The sequence below is a fragment of the Ciceribacter sichuanensis genome (assembly GCF_024055605.1).
Lineage (GTDB): Bacteria > Pseudomonadota > Alphaproteobacteria > Rhizobiales > Rhizobiaceae > Allorhizobium > Allorhizobium sichuanense.
The window spans coordinates 119,880-139,111 of sequence record NZ_JAMXLX010000008.1; the positions used below are offsets into that span (position 1 = coordinate 119,880).

Sequence of the window (19,232 nt, forward strand, 5' to 3'; positions counted from 1 at the left end):
TCCCATATAGGGTTATTTCGAAAGCAGAGCCGGCGGAAACGCCGGCTTGTCTTTTGCTGATACAGTCCCTAGAAAAGTGTGCACTGCAACGGGAGCCTTATTACTGATGACGGAAACGCCTGTTCTGGTAGTCGGCGGTGCTGGCTACATTGGCTCGCACACCTGCCTGCAACTCTCGCAAAAAGGTTTCCTGCCGATCGTTTACGACAACCTGTCGAACGGCCATTCGGAATTCGTCAAATGGGGTCCTCTCGAAAAGGGCGACATCCGTGATCGAACCCGCCTGAACGAGGTCCTGAGCAAATACAAGCCAGCGGCCATCATGCACTTCGCCGCGCTGATCGAGGTCGGCGAGAGCGTCAAGGACCCGCCATCCTTTTACGAAAACAACGTGATCGGCTCCCTCACCCTGCTGTCTGCGGCTCAGGCAGCTGGCATCAAGGCCTTCGTCTTCTCGTCCACCTGCGCGACCTATGGTCTGCCGGAACAGGTTCCGATGGACGAAACCCACCGCCAGCAGCCGATCAATCCTTACGGCCGCACCAAGTGGATCATCGAGCAGGCGCTGGCGGACTATGACGCCTATGTCGGCCTGCGTTCCGCCGTCCTGCGCTACTTCAATGCGGCAGGCGCCGACCCCGAGGGCCGCATCGGCGAATGGCATACCCCAGAAACCCATGCCATTCCGCTCGCGATCGAGGCCGCCCTCGGACGCCGGGCCGGCTTTAAGGTATTCGGAAGCGATTATGAGACACGGGACGGCACCTGCGTGCGCGACTATATCCACGTGCTCGATCTCGCCGATGCTCATGTCCGCGCCCTGGAATACCTTCTGGATGGCGGATCCTCTGTGGCGCTCAATCTCGGCACCGGCACCGGCACGACCGTGAAGGAACTGCTCCAGACGATCGAGACGGTCTCGGGGCGCGCTTTCCCGGTGGACTATGTCGACCGCCGCGAGGGAGATTCACCCGCTCTTGTCGCCAATAACGACAAGGCAAGGCAGGTGCTCGGCTGGGAACCGCAATCCTCGCTCGAGGATATCATTCGCACCGCCTGGCGCTGGCACTCGACATCCAATCTGCTCGGATAAACCGTTCACCGGACGCCAAACCATTGCGCGCCAAGGGGTTTCCCTTGCCACCGGGAAGGTTGGCCGACTGGCCCGTAAAGGTTAATTGTGCAGTGCGGCAAATCGGGGTTGATGATCTGCGATGGCTCGGACTATAGTATTACCCATGGGAATACGCATTGGGACCGATGGCATCTGTAGCCGACGCGGCTCCGCACAAATAACGCCTGCCGTGTCGCAAGAGAAGCCGTACGAACCCGCCAAATAACTATAGCCGAAAATCAATCTGGGGCTGAAAGACTTGAACGGAAACACGTTGCAACCAGCAACAATGCCCAAAACAAGACGCTTGCGCCAGCTTGACATGGAAGTCGCCGGGCGTGTTCCTTCGCTGGCCATTTCCAACGGCAGGCCGTTCGGCAAAACCCGCGAAAACAAAGTAACCGAGTTGCAGGAAGTTTGCCCATGACCGAAAGTGGAGCCGCGCTCCCCATCACCCTGTTTTCGACCACGGACATGCAGTCGGGCCGCGATGACGACATCACCCGGATGCTTGGCTCGATCGATGCCTTCAAGCAGCGTAATCCGGACGTGGACGTCGTCCTGTTCCTCCTGCTGCAGCGTTGTGACGCCGCCACCGCGGAACGCTTCATCGCAAACGGCCCCGCCTGGGCTCAGGTGTCCGCCATCCCGGATCGCCGGTCGTTATCGGCCGCGCGCAACATGCTCTTGACCGGTGAAGACGCCAAGCGTCGTCTCGCACTCAACGGCATCGTGGCCTTCCCCGACGACGACTGCTGGTATCCCGAAGATACGCTCGACACCATCCACAAGGCCTTCTCCGCCGACCCGTCGCTCGATTTCTGGTACTGCCGCTACGGCATGGAACCGCGTTCGGCGGCGTCTTACACGGCAACCAGGCCCCGGTTGCAGACCGTTATCTCCTTTGCCTCGTCGAACACCATCTTCCTACGCGGCGCGCTTGCCGCAAGGATCGGCGGCTTCGACGAGCAGCTCGGTGTTGGCGCAGCCCTTTCGGGCGGCGAGGATACCGACTACGCGATGCGTGCATTTCAGGGTGCCCGCAAGGCCGCCTATGTCGACGCTCGCTGTATCGGCCACCGCGACCCCAATAAAGCCCTGAAGGCAAAATACTATCCCGGCTCTCTTCGGGCCATCGCCAAGAATGTGCGGTCGCGCCCCTCGGAGATACAGGCGCTGGGGCGCAAGCTTCTCGTTGGAAGCATGCTCGCCGCCCGGGGGCAAATGCCCTGGAAGGATTACTTTTCGGCCCTGACGCGGGCGTTTGCCAGATAATCCCGACGCACCAGTTGTATAAGCGATAAGGTCATCCATGCTTCGTTCGTTGAACCAATTCATCAAGCTCCAGCGTCTCGTTGTCGGCTGCAAGCGCCTTTACCTGACAAAGGTCTGGGGCATGGACATCCACCCGACCGTTGTCATGTCGCTGAGTGCCCGGCTGGACAAGACCCACCCAAGGGGCATCCATATCGGCGAAGGCACCTATATCGCATTCGATGCCGCCATCCTCGCCCATGACATGACCCGCGCCATCAAGACGGACACGCGGATCGGCAAGAACTGCTTCATCGGCGCCCGCAGCATCATTCTCCCCGGCGTGACGATCGGCGACAACTGCGTCATCGGCTCCGGAGCCGTGGTCACCAAGGACATTCCTCCGAACAGCGCCGCCGCCGGCAACCCGGCACAGGTCATTCGCAGCGGAATCGAAACCCTGAAGTTCGGACGCCTGAAGGACCGGGTGAAAGAATAAGCGGTCGCATGCAAGCGCGTCCGGTCTTCGGCACATGGTCCAGGAGAAGTGGGAAAGAATGAAAGTATCCGTCGTCATTCCATGCTTCAACGGCGAGCAGTTCATCGAGGAGGCGATCGCCTCGGTGCTGGGGCAGACCCATCAGGACGTCGAATGCATCGTCGTGGACGATGCATCCAAGGATCGTTCGCGCGAGATCATCCAGCGTCTTGCCGCCGCCGATGCCCGCATCCAACCTGTCCTGCTAGACGAAAACGGCGGCCCCTCGGCCGCACGCAACAAGGCCATGGCGATGGCGAGCGGAGAATGGGTCACATTCCTCGACGCCGACGACCTCTACGATCCGCGCCGCATCGAGAAACTCGTTGCCGCCGTTTCGGGCAGCGATGCGAATGCCGCCGTCGACAACCAGAGCGTCAGGCGTTACCCCGACGGCCCGCATGAATTTTCGGGCTTCCGCTTCCTGACGCCCGGAAAGGTAGAACCCTTCACCGCCGAGACCTTCTTCGCCGAAGAGGGCAAGATCGACCGCTATCTCCGACCCGGATACATGAAGGCCATGATCAAGCGCGACTGGCTGCACCAGCAGGGTGTCGGCTTCCCGCTCGACATGCGCGTCAGCGAAGACTTCATCTTCTATGCCACCCTCTTCGCCAAGGGAATGAAATGCCTCGGCGTGGGCCATGACGGCTATATATACCGGCGCAGACCGGCATCGCTCAGCCAGTCCCAGGCAGTCAACTTCAAATCCATGTCGGACGCCATCGGCCGGTTCCTTTCCGAATATCGAGGAATGGTCTCGGAGAAGTCCGTCGCCGCCCTGACATACCGTTCGACGATGCTTCGCCGATTGAGTTCGTTCGGCGGCATCGAAATCGCGCTGCGCCAGCGCAATTTCGCCAAGGCGGTGCGGTTGATCCTGCAGTCCCCTGAAAGCCTGCTGGTCGTTCCACCGCTTGCAAAGCGCAAGCTGGAGCGCTTGCTGCAGAAAGGCACGCGATCATGAGCCGGAGAACCTCAACGATAGCCGCCTCCGCCTGGAGCTTTGCGGCCAATTGGGGACAACAGCTCGCCGCAACGGCGCTGTTCTTCTATCTGGCGGCGCAGCTTGCGCCATCGGATTTCGGTGTGGTTGCGATGGCCGCAGCCATCGTCGACCTGCTGACGATCGCCGCGCGTTTTGGCCAGGTCGAGGCCTTGCTGCAAAGCAAGGATCAGGACAACGTCGATGTGCACACCTCGCACTGGTTCCTGGTCGGACTTGGCGTGGTGTTGATGGCCGTGATTATCGGCCTGGGCGCCTTTGCCGGAGATCTCTATGGAGACGACAGGATCCCGATCATCCTGTTTCTGCTCGCCCCCATCCCCCTCATCCAGAACGTCACTCTGGCGAACGAATATCTGCTACGTCGTGACCTCGCTTTCCGCGGCATCGCATTCCGCAATGTAAGCGCGACGCTGATCAGCGGGATCGTATCCGTGGTCATGGCCCATATGGGCTACGGCTATTACGCACTGGTCGCCCAGAAACTGCTGTTCACTCTCGTAAACAGTCTCGCGCTTGCAGCCTATCGGCCTTGGATGCCGCGCATGCGGTTCAGTTTGGCGAGGCTTAAACCCCTCGCACGCGCCGGCTTCGACGTGTCTCTGGCCAACCTGATCGGCATGGCGAACAGCCGTGTGATCGACCTTTTCATCGGGCATTATTTCGGCTTCGTCATCCTCGGCAATCTGCGCATTGCCTGGCGCCTCTTCGACCTGCTGCTGCAATTCACCCTGCAGCCCGTGGCAAATGTCGCCGTCAGTTCCCTGACGCAACCGGATCTGCCCGCGGAACGCATGCGGAAGGTTTTCGGCGACTATGTCGGTGCTCTCGCGGTCATCGCCTACCCAGTCTTTGCAGGCGTCATTCTGGTATCATCGGATGTGGTTACCTTGCTGTTCGGCCAGAACTGGGAGCAGGCAGGAGGCATGTTGCGTTGGTTGTGCCTCAGCTTTGTTGCCCTGCCGCTGAACTACATGTTTCCGTCCGCAATGCTTGCAACCGGCAACACCGGCTTCCTCCGGCGGCAGTCCCTCTTCCAGTTGCTGTTTACCGTCGTGACGGTGTTCTTCTCATCGCAGTTCAGCATCGAGGTTGTTCTCCTCGTACATGTAGCGCGCGTCTATCTGTTCGTCCTTTTGAACGCCATCGCCATCCGCAGAAGCCTCGGCTTCACGTTCCGCAACGTCTTTGCCCGCTGCATAGGTCCGTTGACCGCCAGCCTGCTCATGCTGGCTGCCGTCTTCGCTCTGCGCAGCTTCGATCTAACGCACGACATTTACGTAACGCTTCTGCTGGAAGTCGCGGTCGGCATACTGATCTATGTCCTCGTGACTGCGATCGGGGAGCTTTCCGGCATCTATCCCGCCAACGTAAAGTCGGTAGCAACTCTGGCTCTGAAAAAGCTTCGGAAAGGCCCCTATGCACGATAGTTTCAGGCTTCACTACTATCGCCATTCGCTCAGCAACTACGGCGACGAAATCAACGGCTGGCTTTGGGAATCTCTTGCTCCCGGCCTCTGGCGCGACGACGCAGAGACCCTGTTCTGCGGCATCGGCACCCTCATCGACCAGACCATGCCTGATGCCAAGAAATGGGTGATCTTCAGCAGCGGCGTCGGCTATGGCCCACTGCCTGACAGCAGCATCCTGTCCAAGACAACGATTGCCTGCGTACGCGGGCCATTGTCTGCGAAGATCATGAATCTTGGATCGGATGCCTACGTCACCGACGGCGCGGCCCTGCTGAGCTACCTTCCGCAGTGCCAGCCGGCGCCGGAAAGCGAGCGGCACGGCATCGTCTTCATGCCCCACCATTTCGGCATGGACGACGTACAACTCGAGGAAGCCTGCGCCGCTGCCGGCATCGAATATCTGAGCCCTCGCTGGGAGAGCAAGGCGACGACCGAAAGGCTGCGAACCGCCCGCCTGGTCATCGCCGACGCCATGCATGCAGCCATCGTCGCCGATACGCTGCGCGTGCCGTGGATCCCGGTGCAGACGTCTTCTGAAATCAACACCTTCAAATGGCTCGACTGGACCATGTCGTTGGACATGCCCTACAACGCGATCCGCCTGCCCTCCAGTTCGGCCGTCGAATTGATCCGCAACGCGACGCTGCCGCTGCGCGCCGGCAATTTCGCCGTACGCGATGCCAGACCGGAAAATGCACTTCGCCACTACGAGAACTACCAGAAGGTCCGGCAGACCCCGTGGTGGATCCCTCGGCGCAATATCGTCGTCGGACTTCACAAGCACATCGCCAAGCCGGCGCTGACATCCGGTGTGGCGACACCCCTGCGCAAGTTCATCGACAAACGCGCGTTGGACGCAACGACCGAAGCGCTTCGCAAGGCAGCCGGCGCAACGTCCTATCTGAGCGATGATCGTGTCTTCGAAAGCAAGCGTGACGAACTCGCGTCCCGCTTCAAGGCCGTCACCGGACGTATCATTCAGTAGGACTTTGTCTTGCCATGAATTCCCGATAGAGGTCTACGGATGGGATCCGTATCATCTATCGGGAGGCTGGCATGAACGGAGCAAGGGGATAACTGGCAGATGCTTTTTCGCTATGCCCTGACGTTTTTCATCCTGTTCGTAGGTGTCGGCGTGGACAATTTCGTCCACATCGATTCCAACCCTGTCGAAAAGTCGATGCTTTTCGGCCTGGGGATGCTGTTCCTGTTCACGCGCAAGGTACGGTGGGACGTACTTATACTGATAGTACTTATGCTGCTGATGACGCTGATATCGGCATTCCTGTCCTCATACTACAATTTGAGTTTCAATCGTTATGTCCGCTCGGTCTTCAGTCTGAGCGCGACATTCCTGTTGCTCGCCGGAACGCCGACCGAGAAGGATCGGAACACGATGATCCGGCTCCTGACCGCGCTGCCCATCATCATGGTGGTCATGGGCAGCATTTATGAGGTGGTGGGCATCAGAACGCTTTTCTATGTCGACTTCCTCGGTGCGCCACGCCTGCAGGGTAGCAGCATTCCGGCAGGCCTCGGCACCGCCGGCTATCTCGGCTCCGTTGCGGCCATGCTCGGAGCCGCCTTCCTGAACAAGAAGATCTATCTTCCGCTGGCCTTCGTAAACCTGATCATTCTCGTTCTCTCTGCCGCCCGCATGCCGCTCGCTCTTTCCGTGGCCATCTGCGGCTATGTGTACTTCGTCATGGTCAACCGCAGTTTCCTCATGCGCGCGGCGTCAGTCGGCGCGGTCATTCCGGCCGCCGCGGGTTTCGTGCTTCTTTTCGGCGAATCCATTCTCACCCGTTTCGGCAGTGAATCCCTCAGCGGTCGAGACCTGATCTGGGATGCACTCCAGCGAGTGGCTGACGCCTATCCCTATTTCGGTATTGGACTTGGACATCAGATTCTGGTCATTCCCGGCGATGTTGCGTTCCTTGCCCAGACAATGGCCGCCCATAACGAATATCTCCGCGTTACCGTGGAAACCGGCTACGTCGGTGCAACCGTGATCTTCGCTCTCATCGCCCTGATGTGCGTGGCGATATGGCTGCGACCGGCAACCGGGCGCAATTTCGCGTTCGTCCTCATGTGCGTCAGTTTCTTCGTGTATTGCCGTACCGACAACGCCATCAGCTCAACAACGACACCGTTCATGTTGGCATTGGCGTCCTTTGTCTTCTCGGCACGCCTAACGAGAACTTCATCCCAGGCAAAAGAAAAACGACAAAATAACTGGGAGAGAACTTCAAAATTGGCATCTACGCCAGGAAATGAGAAGTGGAATGAAAGTTATCATATCTGACTATAAACGTTACAGGTATCCGATCGTGTCCCAGGGGTTTTGGGCGGGAGCGATACACAGGTATGGAACTTTTTCGAGAAATACTCGATTTTTGCCCGTGAGATTTCCGGCAAAGATGCTGCACTTCTTCCTGATGAAAGTATCGGAGATGTTTCTCGGCGTTTATATCGGACCGAATGCGCGGATAGGAAAAGCTTTTCTCATAGAACACACCGGCTGCATCGTTATAAACTCGGAAGCCAGGATAGGGGATTACGCCAGAATTCGCCACGGCGTAACAATCGGAAACAAGATTGCCGAAAAGCCGAAAGACGTACCGACGATAGGCGATTACATCGATATCGGCGCGGGCGCGAAAATACTCGGCGCAATAACGATCGGCAACAATGTAACGATAGGAGCGAATGCAGTGGTATTGCGCAACGTTCCCGACAATTCGATAGCCGTTGGCGTTCCAGCCAGGATAATTCCAAAGAGAAACAGCAGCCTGTCGCCAGAGAAATTTGGTAATAACAACAGGCCGATAACCACACCATGGTGATCGGAAGACAACTCGTTTCACTAGCCTTCTTGTTTCTGACGTCACTTTCGGCTCAAGCTCAAACCAATATCGGCGAGAACCCGCCATTGAAAATCGTAGCGCTTGGAACCTCTCTCACGTCTCGGGGAGGCTGGCCGGAGATGCTCGAGAAGACCCTTTCCGCCTGCCTGCAGGAGCCGGTGGCGGTCAGGACCGTGGCATTGGCCGGCTCCACCACCAATTGGGCGCTCGGCCAGATAGACCGGGTGGCGGGAGAGAAGCCGGATATCATATTGATGGAGTTCTACGCCAACGATGCGGCCATCGATCGCTGGATGAGCGTTTCCACCAGCCGCTCGAACGTCGCAGCAATCCTCGACGGTCTGCATAAGGGCGCCCCACAGGCCAGGATCGTGGTCATGGCAATGAACCCGGTTTTCGGCCTGCGCGGCTGGATGAGGCCGTTTCTGTCCTCCTACATAGACGCCCATCGAGAGGAAGCCGAAAGTCGCGGCATGGGTTTCGTCGATTTCAGGCCTGCGTGGAATGCCCTTTCAGAAGCCGACCTCGAAAACGCGATCCCCGACGGGCTGCATCCACGACCTGAAAGGGCGGGAGAGATCATGGCGCCGATACTGGTCCGCTATCTTGTGGGAAACGGTTGCAAACCGGGGAAGACCGCGCCCTGAGCATTCGCTACTCATAGTAGTCAGAACAAGCGATTAGAGGAGAAACCGATGCGAAACCGGCGGTCAAAAATGGGCTTCGCGTCCCCCTCATCCAGGAGCACGCTAGGCTTTCAGGCAGTTCTTCAGGAAGGGAATTGCCATGAACCGAAATCCTCGTTGCTGTCCACCCGTCGCGCCGTCCTCGGCGGAGGTGCGGCCATGATCGGTATCGGACTTTCATTGTCGGGGCAGGCTCTTGCGGCCGGCCGACCATTCATTCGCCTGTCCGGGCAGGCGATCGATGACGACAGCGCCGCCGGTTCTCAGGTCGGAGAGATCTCGGTGGAAAATACCACGTCCGGCTCGTGGAGCTTCACCCTGGACGATGATGCCGGCGGCATGTTCGCGCTGTCCGGCAACAACCTCGTAACGGGCACAAGCCCGCTGAACCACGGCACCGCCCCCTCGCCGAAGATCATCCTGACGGCCAGCGATGGCGAACGCAGCATAAGCCAGGCGCTTGCCATCAACGTCCGCCGTCCGCTTCCGGCGCTGCCTCTGGCCGCAAGCGCAAAGGTTGTCGGCTTTGGCCACTCCTTCATCCAGCGTGGCGGTTGGGCGATCGTTGCGGATGGCATTCCGAAAGATCTGGCGACCAGCATCGTGCGCGGCGTTCTTCCCTGGATCAGGCTGCGCGACAATCGCTTCAACCTCGACGCCTGGTATGACCTGAACAACAATCTGGGCAACGACAACTATATCAGCGGCGCCTTCCAGGGGCGCGGCGGCGACCATATCGTTGCGGAAGGCAACGCTCCCGGAACCATCTCGAGGACTCCTTATGTCGCCTCGATGCTGCCGGGCATCGTCTATCTCGACATCGGCACAAACGATATTTCAAGCGGCGAAGGCATGAACTCCCCTCGCAAGCTGATCGAGCGCCTCGACAGGCAACTGACCCTGCTGCGCGACGAAGGCATATGGACCGTCATCCAGACCATCACGGACCGGGGTGCCTGGGAGGAAGGATCGGAAAAGGCAGTCATGGTTGCCAGCGTCAACGCGTGGATCAAGGCGCAGGCAACCCGCGAAGGGCTGCGGGTCTGCGATCTGACCGGCTTGGGTTTCAACTATCCCGGTTTTGACCCGACCCTGTTCGGCGGCGATGTCCTTCATCCCAATCCCAAGGGCGCGGAACGCATGTCCGGCGTCCTTCTGCCGATCCTGCAATCCATGGTAAGCGCCGGCGAACATATCAATGTCGCTGACACTGCCGTGCTCTCCGCTTCGAACCTTTGGAGCGACGCGGCCTTCGCATCCACGACCGCCGCAAGCAACGCCGGCACCTCGGGCACACGCGTCAGCACGCTCGCGATCACGCGTGCCAGCGGCGACAGCACGGCTGCATGCTCGGTCGAGACCACGGGAAGCTACAAGACGCAGGTGGTTACCATCACGCCAAGCGGCACGCTTTCAGGCAATCGCCACGAGGAATGGCGCGTCGCCAGGAGCGCCGCATTGACTCTCTCTACGGCCGGTATAGTCCCGGGAACCGACTGGCTGGAATCGGGCGTCCATGTGGAACTCAACCCCTGGGATGGCTGGCTTTCCGTCTATTGGCAGATGGAATTCTACAATGCCGCCAATGCTCAGGCCTTCATTGCCCGCGGCGGCCTGCAGAATGCGGACTATACGACACAGGATCTACCGCTTGCAGCCGACGGCTTTTCCGGCTGGCTCAAGATTCCGCCTTTCCAGGTGCCAGCCGGGATCAATGCGACGACCTTGCGCATCGCGACCCGCCCGCTTGTCATCAACATCAACCGGCAGGTTTCGGGGCAAGGTGTCATCAAGGTCTCGAAGCCGTTTCTGCGCAAGTGCGCAGACCCGAGACCGGCGTGGAACGTCATTTAGCACCTTGCCATCACGCCTGATAAATTCGAAAAGTGGGCAGCTCCCCGGGAGTTGCCCGCCTTCCATCACAGGCCCGTCAACTCCGTTCTGAAAGCAGCCAGCGGGCGCTGTCTGCATCCGTAATGACGACCGTTGCCAACCCCGCCTTGAGCGTCGCACCGAGGATCGCATGCTTGTGCGGTCCGCCCGAGGCGATGATCCGGGTCGGAATACCGCGATAGGCGTCGAGATCGGGAGAGATCACCTGCAGGTTCAGCGGATGGTCGACAGGCCGCCCGTCCCTGTCGAGATAACGCCCGAGCAAATCTCCCACGGCTCCAGCGGCGACGAGTTCGCCGATATCGACATGCTGCGGCAGGCCATAGCGAACCTGAAGGGACTGGCCGGTGACATCACCGACGCTCAGGAAGGAAAGCTCGACACTCGATCCGTCCCGAAGAAAATCGCGAAACACCGGCTGCGCCATGATCACGTCATGAGCCTCCTCGCTGCCCGCATAGATCGGCGCCGCGAAGTAATGGCATTTAGCGTTCAGCACCTTGGCCAGGCTTCTGACGATTTCGAAGGTATTGATCTCCGATCCGCGGGTCAGGCCGCCCATCAGCGAGCGTATCCGCATTTCCGGCTCACTCGTACCCGTCATCTGCTGGACGGTCTCGTGCAGCGTCGCCCCCCAACCGACACCGATCGAGGCAGGTTTGCGCACCTGAATGAAACGATCGAGGAATGCCGCCGATGCCCGGCCTATGACCGCATGCATATGGGAGAGATCTTCCGGCGTCGGGGCCACAACCGCGTCCTGCAGTCCGTAACGTTCGCATAGTCGCGCTTCCAGTTCGACATTTTCCGCCAGCGGTGAACTGAAGCTGACACGAACCACACCCTTCTCCAGAGCGGCAGCCAGAAGTTCGTTGACCCGCCGGCGCGTGAGATTCATGCGCTCGCCGATCTGCGCCTGGGTCAGCCCCTCCACATGGTAAAGCCACGAGGCCCGCACCATCAGTTCCTGATTTTCCAAAACAACCTCCGCTCAAATGTCACACTGGCGTAACATATGTAACCTAGAGACGCCGCATAGACGATCGCGGGTCCAGGCGCAATGTCCCGGAAACTCCCCCGATCGGCAACCACATGGCGGCGACGAGGCAGATTTTACCGATCCTGCGTCTCCGCCCCGGCAAAGCCGGACAGGACGGGCATTGGAATAGTGACAGCAGATCTCATCATCTTCGATTGCGACGGCGTATTGATCGACAGCGAGCCGCTTGCCAGCCGGGTATTCTGGCAGGCCCTGCGCAACGCCGGCTCGGACATTTCCCATGCCGAGGTCCACCGCCGTTTCACCGGCTACTCCGAAACGGACGCGAAACGCATCTGCGCCGAGGAACTGGGCATAGAGGATGTCGAAAGTGTCTTCGCAGAAGCCTCGGCCAATCTTTACCCCGAGTTCGCCCACGCGCTGACCCCGATGCCCGGCATCGTCCCGGTCGTGCGCGCCCTGCGTCAACCGAAATGCGTCGCCTCCAACAGCACGGTGGAGCGGCTGAAGAACAGTCTTGGCCTGTTCGATCTCTGGAACGAGTTTTCGCCGAACGTCTTCAGCGCCGAGATGGTCGACAGGCCGAAGCCTGCGCCGGATCTCTTTCTTCTCTGCGCCGAGCGGTTCGGCGTCGAACCTTCGCGCTGCCTTGTCATCGACGATAGCGCCCACGGCATTACGGGTGCGGTCGCCGCCGGCATGAGGGCTATCGGCTTCGTCGATCCCGCCGATCCGCGGGAAGGACGTCACGCAGTGCTGGCAGGCGCCGGCGCAATCTGCGTCGCCACCGGCGCGGATGAACTTTCAAGAGCTTTCGACACGGTCCTGTCCCCGCCAGCGCGCCATTCCTTTGGACGCGATGTCGCGGATCTCCCCGTGGACGCCTGATCGCTGCGCGTCGCGGCCTCCGCGGCGGGCAATATCACCAAAAATTCATGGGTCCATTAACAGACGGACATCCGGAAGGCGCAAGAACACTGCTTCCGCTTTCCATGCCGTCCTCTTGCGAAAAGGAGTATCCCGATGCTTCCCATCACACGACGTAACGCGCTCGGACTTATGGGCGCGACCGCCGGCAGCCTCATCCTGCCACGCTCGGTTTTCAGCCAGGGCAAGCGCCCCTCAGTGACGATCGCCGTGCAGAAGATCACCAACAACAATACCCTCGACGTCTGGAACGAACAGTCCAACGTCGGCGAGCGCATTTTCTTCCCGAACTTTTGGGAAGGTCTGATCCTGCGTGACTGGATGGGCAACCAGGGTCCAGTTCCCGGCCTCGCCACAGAATGGCGCCGCATCGACGACAAGACGCTTGAACTCAAGCTGCGCCAGGGCGTGAAGTTCCACAACGGCGACGAATTGACGGCGGACGACGTCGTCTTCTCCTTCTCCAAGGAGCGCGTGTTCGGCAATACCGAACCGAAGGGCGGCAAGACGATCTTCGAATCCGACAACAAGCCAACCACCGTCAAGGAACTGCCGGCAATCGTTCCCGGCATCGGCCGTCGCCTGTGGCCGGCACTCGCCGGTGTCGAAGCCGTCGACAAGTATACCGTCCGCTTCCACAACGCCACGCCGGACGTAACGCTGGAAGGCCGGCTCTATTCCGGCGGTAGCCAGATCGCCAACCGCCGCGCCTGGGATGAAGCCGCAAGCTACACCGACTGGGCCCGCAAGCCGATCACCACCGGCCCCTACATGGTCGGCGAATACAAGCCGGACGTCTCGCTAACACTTGTCGCCTTCGATGAATACTGGGGTGGCCGCCCGCCGCTCGAGGAAATCCGTTTCGTCGAGGTTCCGGAAGTCGCCTCGCGCGTCAACGGCCTGCTTTCCGGCCAGTACGACTTCGCGTGCGATCTGCCGCCGGACCAGATTGCAACGGTACAGACAGCACCCGGCTTCGAAGTGCAGAGCTCGACCATCTGGAACCATCGCATTTCGGTGTTCAACACCCAGAACGAAATCCTCGCCAACCCGCTGGTCCGTCGCGCCATGACCCATTCGATCGACCGTCAGGCGATCGTCGAGGCCCTCTGGGGTGGCCTGACCGTCGTTCCCGCCGGTCTGCAGTTTGAATCCTTCAAGGCCACCGACATGTTCATCGATGGCTGGGCCGCACCGGAATTCAACCCGGACCTCGCCCGGAAGCTCCTCAAGGAAGCCAACTACAAGGGCGACCCGATCCCTTACCGCCTGCTCAACAACTACTACACCAACCAGACCGCCAACGCGCAGATCATGGTCGAGATGTGGAAGCAGGTCGGCCTCAACGTCGAGATCGAGATGAAGGAAAACTGGGCGCAGATCCACGATCCGCAGGGCGTCAAGGGCGTACGCGACTGGTCCGCTTCCAACACCATCAACGACCCGATCACCCCGATGGTGGTGCAGTTCGGCCCGAACGGCGAAATGCAGCAGAAGAAGGACTGGTCGAATGCCGAGGTCAACGAACTTTCCGTCGTTATGGAAACCTCGACAGACCGCGCGCTGCGCAAGAAGGCCATCGCCCGCATGCTGGAAATCGCCGAACGCGAAGACCCAGCCTATCAGGTCCTGCACCAGAACGCGGTCTTCACCGGCATGAAGTCCTCGCTGAAGTGGAAGGCCGCGCCGGCCTTCGCCATGGACTTCCGTTCCAACAACTGGACCATGTGATCGGTCCGATGCGATCCGGCGGCCACGCGCCGCCGGATCTCTCATCCTGCAATGCCACAGGCGAGTGCCCGATTGCTCCGCATTGGCCATAAAGCCCTAACTGCCCTTGAAAGGTGATCGCCATGAACACCCATCTCGTGGAAATCCGCGACCTGAAAGTCGCCTTTAACGGCGTGCAGGTCCTGCACGGCATAAATCTCGATGTGAAACCCGGCGAAGCTCTCGGCCTTGTCGGCGAATCCGGCTGCGGAAAATCCGTCACCTGGCTTGCGGCGCTTGGGCTTCTGCCCGGCAAGGCGACCGTCAGCGGATCGGTCCGCGTCGACGGAAAGGAACTCTGCGGCGGCCCGAGATCTGCTCTGGAAGCCGTGCGCGGCGGCAAGATCGCAATGATTTTCCAGGACCCGTCGAGCTCGCTCAATCCCGTTTTGCGGATCGGCCGTCAGATCACCGAGGCACTCTCCCTCCATCGCGGCCTGCGTGGAGAGGCGGCCAAGGCCGAAGCCCTGAGATTGCTCGATATGGTCGGCATTCCCGATGCTCGCCGCCGCTTCGATCTCTATCCTCACGAATTCTCCGGCGGCCAGTGCCAGCGGTTGATGATCGCCATGGCGCTTGCCGGCGAGCCCGACCTCCTGATCGCCGACGAACCCACGACCGCGCTCGACGCGACGATCCAGGCGCAGATCCTCGATCTCCTCATCCAGATTCGCAATGAAACCGGCATGGCGACGGTCTTTATCAGCCACGATCTCGGCGCCGTCAGCCAGGTCTGCGAGCGCGTCTGCGTCATGTATGCAGGCCGGATCGTCGAAGAAGGCGGCATCGCCCAGCTCTTCGGCGAACCTCGCCATCCCTATACCCGCGGCCTGTTCGACGCGATCCCGCGCCTCGATGGACCGCGCGAAAGACTGATCCCCATTCCCGGCACTGTGCCGAACCCGAAGCATCTTCCGACCGGTTGCGCCTTTTCCCCGCGCTGCGCCCACGCCGAAGACGATTGCCACGCCCTGCGGCCCGCGCTGGAGACGATGAACGACGGCCGACTGCTCGCCTGCCTCAACCCCGTTCCCGTCAAGACGATCAGACGCGTCGAGACGAAGATACTGGAGAGCGTCTAAGTGTCAGAACCTCTCATCAAGGCCGAAGAACTCGTCCGCATCTACCAGATCCGCCACGGCCTGCTGGGCAGACCCACACCTGTCCGCGCTGTCGATGGCGTGTCCCTCACCGTCCAGCCCGGAGAGACGCTTGGCATCGTGGGCGAATCCGGCTCCGGCAAGTCGACGCTCGGGCGCATGCTGCTCGGTATCGACCCCGCCCAGAGCGGCGAAGTGACCTTCGAAGGACAACCCATGCCTACCTTCGGCACGCCGCAATGGCGAGCTTTGCGCGCCCGCATGCAGCTCGTCTATCAGGATCCGCTTGCAGCTCTCGACCGCCGCCTGACCATCGCTACCCAGATAGGTGAACCACTCGAGATTCACGGCCTGCTTGAAAAGAACGAACGTGCCGCCCGCGTCGAGGAACTGATGGCCGCCGTTGGCCTGCGCCACGATCAGGCCGACCGCTATCCCCACGAACTCTCCGGCGGACAGCGCCAGCGCGCCGTCATTGCCCGGGCGCTCGCAACCCGCCCGAAACTCATCGTCTGCGATGAACCGGTCTCGGCGCTCGACGTCTCCATCCAGGCGCAGGTCGTCAACATGCTGCGCGATCTGCAGGAGAAAAACGATATCGCCATGGTATTCATCAGCCATGACCTCAAAGTAGTGCGCAACATCGCCGACCGTGTCGCCGTCATGTATCTCGGCCGGATCGTCGAGGAAGCCTCGTCGGACGTGATCTTTCATTCACCCCGCCATCCTTACACCAGGGCGCTGGTTTCAAGCGTACCCGTTCCGGGAAAACCGTTGACCGGCCGCATGATCCTGCAGGGGGAACCACCGAACCCGGCCAATCGTCCGGCAGGTTGCGCCTTCCACCCGCGCTGTCCGTTTGCCGGCGATATCTGCCGCAGTTCGGTTCCGGCTTTGCGCGAACTCGGCAACGGCCGCACCGCCGCCTGTCACATGATCGACGGCGACGACGCCTCGATGGCCGCCTGAAGAGGAAAGGGAAATCATGATCCGTTTCGTTCTCACGCGATTGTTCAGGGCACTCATCACCATTCTCGCGGTAGTCACCTTCGCCTTCATCGTGCTGCGCATGTCCGGCGACCCGGCACAGGTCATGCTCGGCCCCGACGTGCCGCAGGAATCGATCGATGCCTTCCGCGCCGCCTGGGGCCTCGATCAGCCGCTGTGGATCCAGTACCTCGCCTATATCAAGTCGATCTTCACCGGCGATTTCGGCGTCTCGATGCGCGACAAGGCATCCGCCCTGCAACTCGTCATCGAACGCGTGCCGGCCACGCTGCAGCTTACCATTCCGGCCCTGCTGCTGAAGCTCGCCATCGGCATTCCCGCCGGCGTCTATGCCGCGCTTCACCGCCAGAGCAGCATCGACCGAGGCGTGATCCTTGCGGCGATCTTCGGCTTCACCATCCCATCCTTCGTCATGGGCCTGCTGCTGGTGCTGATCTTCTCCGTCATCCTCGGCGTGCTTCCGTCCGGTGGGCAGGACACATGGATGCATGGCATCCTGCCGACCCTGACCATGAGCATCGGCGGCATCGGCATCCTCGCCCGCTTCTCCCGCAGCGCCATGATCGAGGTGATGGGCCAGCCCTATATCCGCACGGCCTCCGCCAAGGGGCTGAAATGGCCTGATGTCGTCTGGCGCCACGCCCTGCCGAACGCGGCCGTCCCGATCGTCACCATTGTCGGCTTCATGGTCGGCTCGCTGATCGCCGGCGCGGTCGTGGTCGAGTCGATCTTCTCATGGCCCGGCATCGGCCGCCTGCTGGTGGTCTCGGTCACCAATCGCGACCTCGCGGTCGTGCAGTGTATCCTGCTGATCATCGCCGCCGCCATGGTGTTCTCAAATCTCGTTGTCGATCTGCTTTACGGCTGGCTCGACCCCAGGCTTCGCACCCAGGCAGCCCATTGAAGAGGATGAAGCCATGACCTCCATCGAGATCTCTCACGCTCATCCAGCCCCGCGGGGAACCATGCGCCTGATCCGCATGCTTCGCCGCAATGTGCCTCTATCCGTCGGACTGGGTATCTTCTGGCTTGCGGCAATGGTGTTCGTCGCCGTCTTCGCCGACAGCATCCGACCCTACGGCATCACCGCCATGGACCTCAGAAGCCGTCTCGCTTTGCCCGGCCATCCCGGCCACCTGCTCGGCACCGACGAACTCGGCCGCGACGTCCTTTCGCGTCTCATCCAGTCGATCCGCGTGTCGCTCGTCATTGCCTTCGGCGCGACGATCATTTCCGCCGTCTTCGGCACCACGCTCGGTTTTCTCGCGGCAAAGTTCCGCGGCACCGTCGAGCATCTGGTGCTGGTTCTCGCCGACTTCCAGGCAGCGCTTCCCTTCCTCATCATGTCGCTCGCCGTGCTTGCCTTCTTCGGCTCGTCGATGACGCTGCTCGTCTGCCTGATGGGTTTCTACGGCTGGGAACGCTATGCCCGCATCGCCCGCGGCCTTGCGATTTCGGCAAGCGCGCAGGGCTATGCCGCCGCGGTGGTGCAGCTCGGCGCGACACCGCTCAGGGTCTACATGCGTCACATTCTGCCAAACGTCGCCTCGACCCTCATTGTCTCGATGACGTTGACCTTCCCCGAGATCATTCTCATGGAAAGCGGACTTTCCTTCCTTGGCCTCGGCGTCCAGCCGCCCGAAACCAGCCTCGGCAACATGGTCGGCTTCGGCCGCGAATATCTCACCCGCGCACCCTGGATCATGCTCGCGCCCGCCCTCGTCATCATGCTGACGACGCTCTCCATTTCGCTCGTCGGCGACTGGCTGCGGGACAAACTCGACCCCACCGTGCGCTGAACGTTTTCAAACTCATCGATCAGGACAGACCCATGACAAAGATCACCGGCCACCGCGGCGCCCGCAATCTCTGGCCCGAAAACGGCCTCACCGGCTTCCGCAACGTGCTTGCGCTCGGCGTTGACGCCGTGGAATTCGACGTTCACCTGACGGATGCGGGAGAGCTGATCGTCATCCACGATGCAACACTCGACCGCACCGCCGAAGACACCGGCCCGGTTCGCGCGCTTTCGCCTGAGACCCGCAAGACGACGAAGCTGAAGGGCTCCGACGATACCATCCCGACTCTCGCCGATGTGCTTGCCGTTCTTGCCCCCTCGGGCAAGGACCTGCACATCGAGATCAAGATCGATGAAAACGGCAAGCCTTATCCGGGCATCGTCGAAAAGGTTGTCGAAGAAACAATCCGCTTCGGCGTCACGGAACGCTCGCACCTCACCTCCTTCGACACCTCGATCCTCGAAGGCTGCCGTAAAGCCGCGCCGCAGGTCGCCCGTCTCGTGTCAGTGAACAAGGACTGGGCCGACCGGCAGGGCGGACTTGCCGCCTTTCTCGACCAGGTCGATGGCCTCGTCGACATCGTCGCCATCCATCACGAACTGATGCAGGCCGAATGGGACCTCATCACCGCACGGCTGCCGCTCGAACGCCTCTGCGTCTGGACGCTCAACGAGGAGGCACTGATCCGGCCGTGGCTCGAACGGGGCATCGGCCATCTGACCTCCGACAACCCCGACCTTGCGCTGCGCCTCCGCGCCGAGATCACCGAACACGTATGACCTTCCTCACACCTCTCGG

Annotated in this window: 18 protein-coding genes; 17 read left to right on the plus strand and 1 reads right to left on the minus strand. The window is 60.6% G+C overall.

Features of this window, described 5'->3' with window-relative positions:
- The first annotated feature begins 106 nt into the window (after window positions 1–106).
- The 10 genes from galE to NBH21_RS21120 all read left to right on the plus strand — a co-directional run bounded on the left by galE (window position 107) and on the right by NBH21_RS21120 (window position 10,791).
- Entirely contained in the window at window positions 107–1,093 is a 987-nt protein-coding gene (gene galE / locus NBH21_RS21075; protein WP_250914910.1) for a UDP-glucose 4-epimerase GalE, read from the plus strand.
- Between the two features lie 444 nt (window positions 1,094–1,537).
- Window positions 1,538–2,389 carry a glycosyltransferase family A protein gene (locus NBH21_RS21080; RefSeq protein WP_250914909.1) on the plus strand — a complete coding sequence of 284 codons (852 nt, stop codon included), beginning with the start codon at window positions 1,538–1,540 and terminating at the stop codon, window positions 2,387–2,389.
- 37 nt (window positions 2,390–2,426) lie between these two features.
- Window positions 2,427–2,867 carry an acyltransferase gene (locus NBH21_RS21085; protein ID WP_250914908.1) on the plus strand — a complete coding sequence of 147 codons (441 nt, stop codon included), beginning with the start codon at window positions 2,427–2,429 and terminating at the stop codon, window positions 2,865–2,867.
- A gap of 58 nt (window positions 2,868–2,925) precedes the next feature.
- Window positions 2,926–3,873: a glycosyltransferase family 2 protein gene (locus tag NBH21_RS21090; RefSeq protein ID WP_250914907.1), complete on the plus strand. Its 948-nt coding sequence runs from the start codon at window positions 2,926–2,928 to the stop codon at window positions 3,871–3,873.
- On the plus strand, window positions 3,870–5,342 hold the full coding sequence (locus NBH21_RS21095; protein ID WP_250914906.1) for an oligosaccharide flippase family protein: 1,473 nt from the start codon (window positions 3,870–3,872) through the stop codon (window positions 5,340–5,342). The genes NBH21_RS21090 and NBH21_RS21095 overlap by 4 nt, the downstream gene beginning before the upstream one ends.
- Entirely contained in the window at window positions 5,332–6,369 is a 1,038-nt protein-coding gene (locus tag NBH21_RS21100) for a polysaccharide pyruvyl transferase family protein (RefSeq protein WP_250914905.1), read from the plus strand. The genes NBH21_RS21095 and NBH21_RS21100 overlap by 11 nt, the downstream gene beginning before the upstream one ends.
- A gap of 99 nt (window positions 6,370–6,468) precedes the next feature.
- A complete protein-coding gene (locus tag NBH21_RS21105; RefSeq protein ID WP_250914904.1) occupies window positions 6,469–7,689 on the plus strand; it encodes an O-antigen ligase family protein in 1,221 nt (406 codons plus the stop codon).
- The gene (locus NBH21_RS21110; protein WP_250914903.1) at window positions 7,670–8,230 is read left to right on the plus strand and encodes a serine O-acetyltransferase; all 561 of its coding nucleotides are present in this window, start codon (window positions 7,670–7,672) and stop codon (window positions 8,228–8,230) included. The genes NBH21_RS21105 and NBH21_RS21110 overlap by 20 nt, the downstream gene beginning before the upstream one ends.
- A complete protein-coding gene (locus NBH21_RS21115; RefSeq protein WP_425340458.1) occupies window positions 8,224–8,898 on the plus strand; it encodes an SGNH/GDSL hydrolase family protein in 675 nt (224 codons plus the stop codon). Before NBH21_RS21110 ends, NBH21_RS21115 begins: the two co-directional genes overlap by 7 nt.
- A gap of 198 nt (window positions 8,899–9,096) precedes the next feature.
- Window positions 9,097–10,791 (plus strand): SGNH/GDSL hydrolase family protein, encoded by a 1,695-nt coding sequence (locus NBH21_RS21120; protein WP_250914901.1) that lies wholly within the window; start codon window positions 9,097–9,099, stop codon window positions 10,789–10,791.
- A gap of 76 nt (window positions 10,792–10,867) precedes the next feature.
- Here NBH21_RS21120 and NBH21_RS21125 read toward each other — a convergent pair whose 3' ends face one another.
- On the minus strand, window positions 10,868–11,791 hold the full coding sequence (locus NBH21_RS21125) for a sugar-binding transcriptional regulator (RefSeq protein WP_425340461.1): 924 nt from the start codon (window positions 11,789–11,791) through the stop codon (window positions 10,868–10,870).
- A gap of 207 nt (window positions 11,792–11,998) precedes the next feature.
- Between NBH21_RS21125 and NBH21_RS21130 the strand changes: the two genes are divergently transcribed.
- The 7 genes from NBH21_RS21130 to NBH21_RS21160 all read left to right on the plus strand — a co-directional run bounded on the left by NBH21_RS21130 (window position 11,999) and on the right by NBH21_RS21160 (window position 19,213).
- Entirely contained in the window at window positions 11,999–12,718 is a 720-nt protein-coding gene (locus NBH21_RS21130; RefSeq protein WP_250914899.1) for an HAD family hydrolase, read from the plus strand.
- A 135-nt stretch (window positions 12,719–12,853) separates the two neighbouring features.
- Complete coding sequence (locus tag NBH21_RS21135) at window positions 12,854–14,488, plus strand: ABC transporter substrate-binding protein (RefSeq protein ID WP_250914898.1); 1,635 nt, start codon at window positions 12,854–12,856, stop codon at window positions 14,486–14,488.
- 122 nt (window positions 14,489–14,610) lie between these two features.
- Window positions 14,611–15,609, plus strand: a complete 999-nt coding sequence (locus NBH21_RS21140) for an ABC transporter ATP-binding protein (protein WP_250914897.1) — start codon at window positions 14,611–14,613, stop codon at window positions 15,607–15,609.
- The gene (locus NBH21_RS21145; RefSeq protein ID WP_250914896.1) at window positions 15,610–16,596 is read left to right on the plus strand and encodes an ABC transporter ATP-binding protein; all 987 of its coding nucleotides are present in this window, start codon (window positions 15,610–15,612) and stop codon (window positions 16,594–16,596) included.
- A 16-nt stretch (window positions 16,597–16,612) separates the two neighbouring features.
- Window positions 16,613–17,539, plus strand: a complete 927-nt coding sequence (locus NBH21_RS21150) for an ABC transporter permease (protein WP_250914895.1) — start codon at window positions 16,613–16,615, stop codon at window positions 17,537–17,539.
- A 61-nt stretch (window positions 17,540–17,600) separates the two neighbouring features.
- Window positions 17,601–18,434: an ABC transporter permease gene (locus tag NBH21_RS21155; protein WP_250914998.1), complete on the plus strand. Its 834-nt coding sequence runs from the start codon at window positions 17,601–17,603 to the stop codon at window positions 18,432–18,434.
- 32 nt (window positions 18,435–18,466) lie between these two features.
- Window positions 18,467–19,213: a glycerophosphodiester phosphodiesterase family protein gene (locus tag NBH21_RS21160; RefSeq protein ID WP_250914894.1), complete on the plus strand. Its 747-nt coding sequence runs from the start codon at window positions 18,467–18,469 to the stop codon at window positions 19,211–19,213.
- Window positions 19,214–19,232: the final 19 nt, after the last annotated feature.

Coding starts and splice junctions, on each gene's coding strand:
- galE (WP_250914910.1), top strand. CDS start 107: ATGACGGAAACGCCTGTTCTGGTAGTCGGCGGTGCTGGCTACATTGGC.
- NBH21_RS21150 (WP_250914895.1), top strand. CDS start 16,613: ATGATCCGTTTCGTTCTCACGCGATTGTTCAGGGCACTCATCACCATT.
- NBH21_RS21140 (WP_250914897.1), top strand. CDS start 14,611: ATGAACACCCATCTCGTGGAAATCCGCGACCTGAAAGTCGCCTTTAAC.
- NBH21_RS21095 (WP_250914906.1), top strand. CDS start 3,870: ATGAGCCGGAGAACCTCAACGATAGCCGCCTCCGCCTGGAGCTTTGCG.
- NBH21_RS21125 (WP_425340461.1), bottom strand. CDS start 11,791: ATGGTGCGGGCCTCGTGGCTTTACCATGTGGAGGGGCTGACCCAGGCG.
- NBH21_RS21115 (WP_425340458.1), top strand. CDS start 8,224: ATGGTGATCGGAAGACAACTCGTTTCACTAGCCTTCTTGTTTCTGACG.
- NBH21_RS21120 (WP_250914901.1), top strand. CDS start 9,097: ATGATCGGTATCGGACTTTCATTGTCGGGGCAGGCTCTTGCGGCCGGC.
- NBH21_RS21100 (WP_250914905.1), top strand. CDS start 5,332: ATGCACGATAGTTTCAGGCTTCACTACTATCGCCATTCGCTCAGCAAC.
- NBH21_RS21135 (WP_250914898.1), top strand. CDS start 12,854: ATGCTTCCCATCACACGACGTAACGCGCTCGGACTTATGGGCGCGACC.
- NBH21_RS21110 (WP_250914903.1), top strand. CDS start 7,670: ATGAAAGTTATCATATCTGACTATAAACGTTACAGGTATCCGATCGTG.
- NBH21_RS21085 (WP_250914908.1), top strand. CDS start 2,427: ATGCTTCGTTCGTTGAACCAATTCATCAAGCTCCAGCGTCTCGTTGTC.
- NBH21_RS21080 (WP_250914909.1), top strand. CDS start 1,538: ATGACCGAAAGTGGAGCCGCGCTCCCCATCACCCTGTTTTCGACCACG.
- NBH21_RS21105 (WP_250914904.1), top strand. CDS start 6,469: ATGCTTTTTCGCTATGCCCTGACGTTTTTCATCCTGTTCGTAGGTGTC.
- NBH21_RS21090 (WP_250914907.1), top strand. CDS start 2,926: ATGAAAGTATCCGTCGTCATTCCATGCTTCAACGGCGAGCAGTTCATC.
- NBH21_RS21160 (WP_250914894.1), top strand. CDS start 18,467: ATGACAAAGATCACCGGCCACCGCGGCGCCCGCAATCTCTGGCCCGAA.
- NBH21_RS21155 (WP_250914998.1), top strand. CDS start 17,601: ATGCGCCTGATCCGCATGCTTCGCCGCAATGTGCCTCTATCCGTCGGA.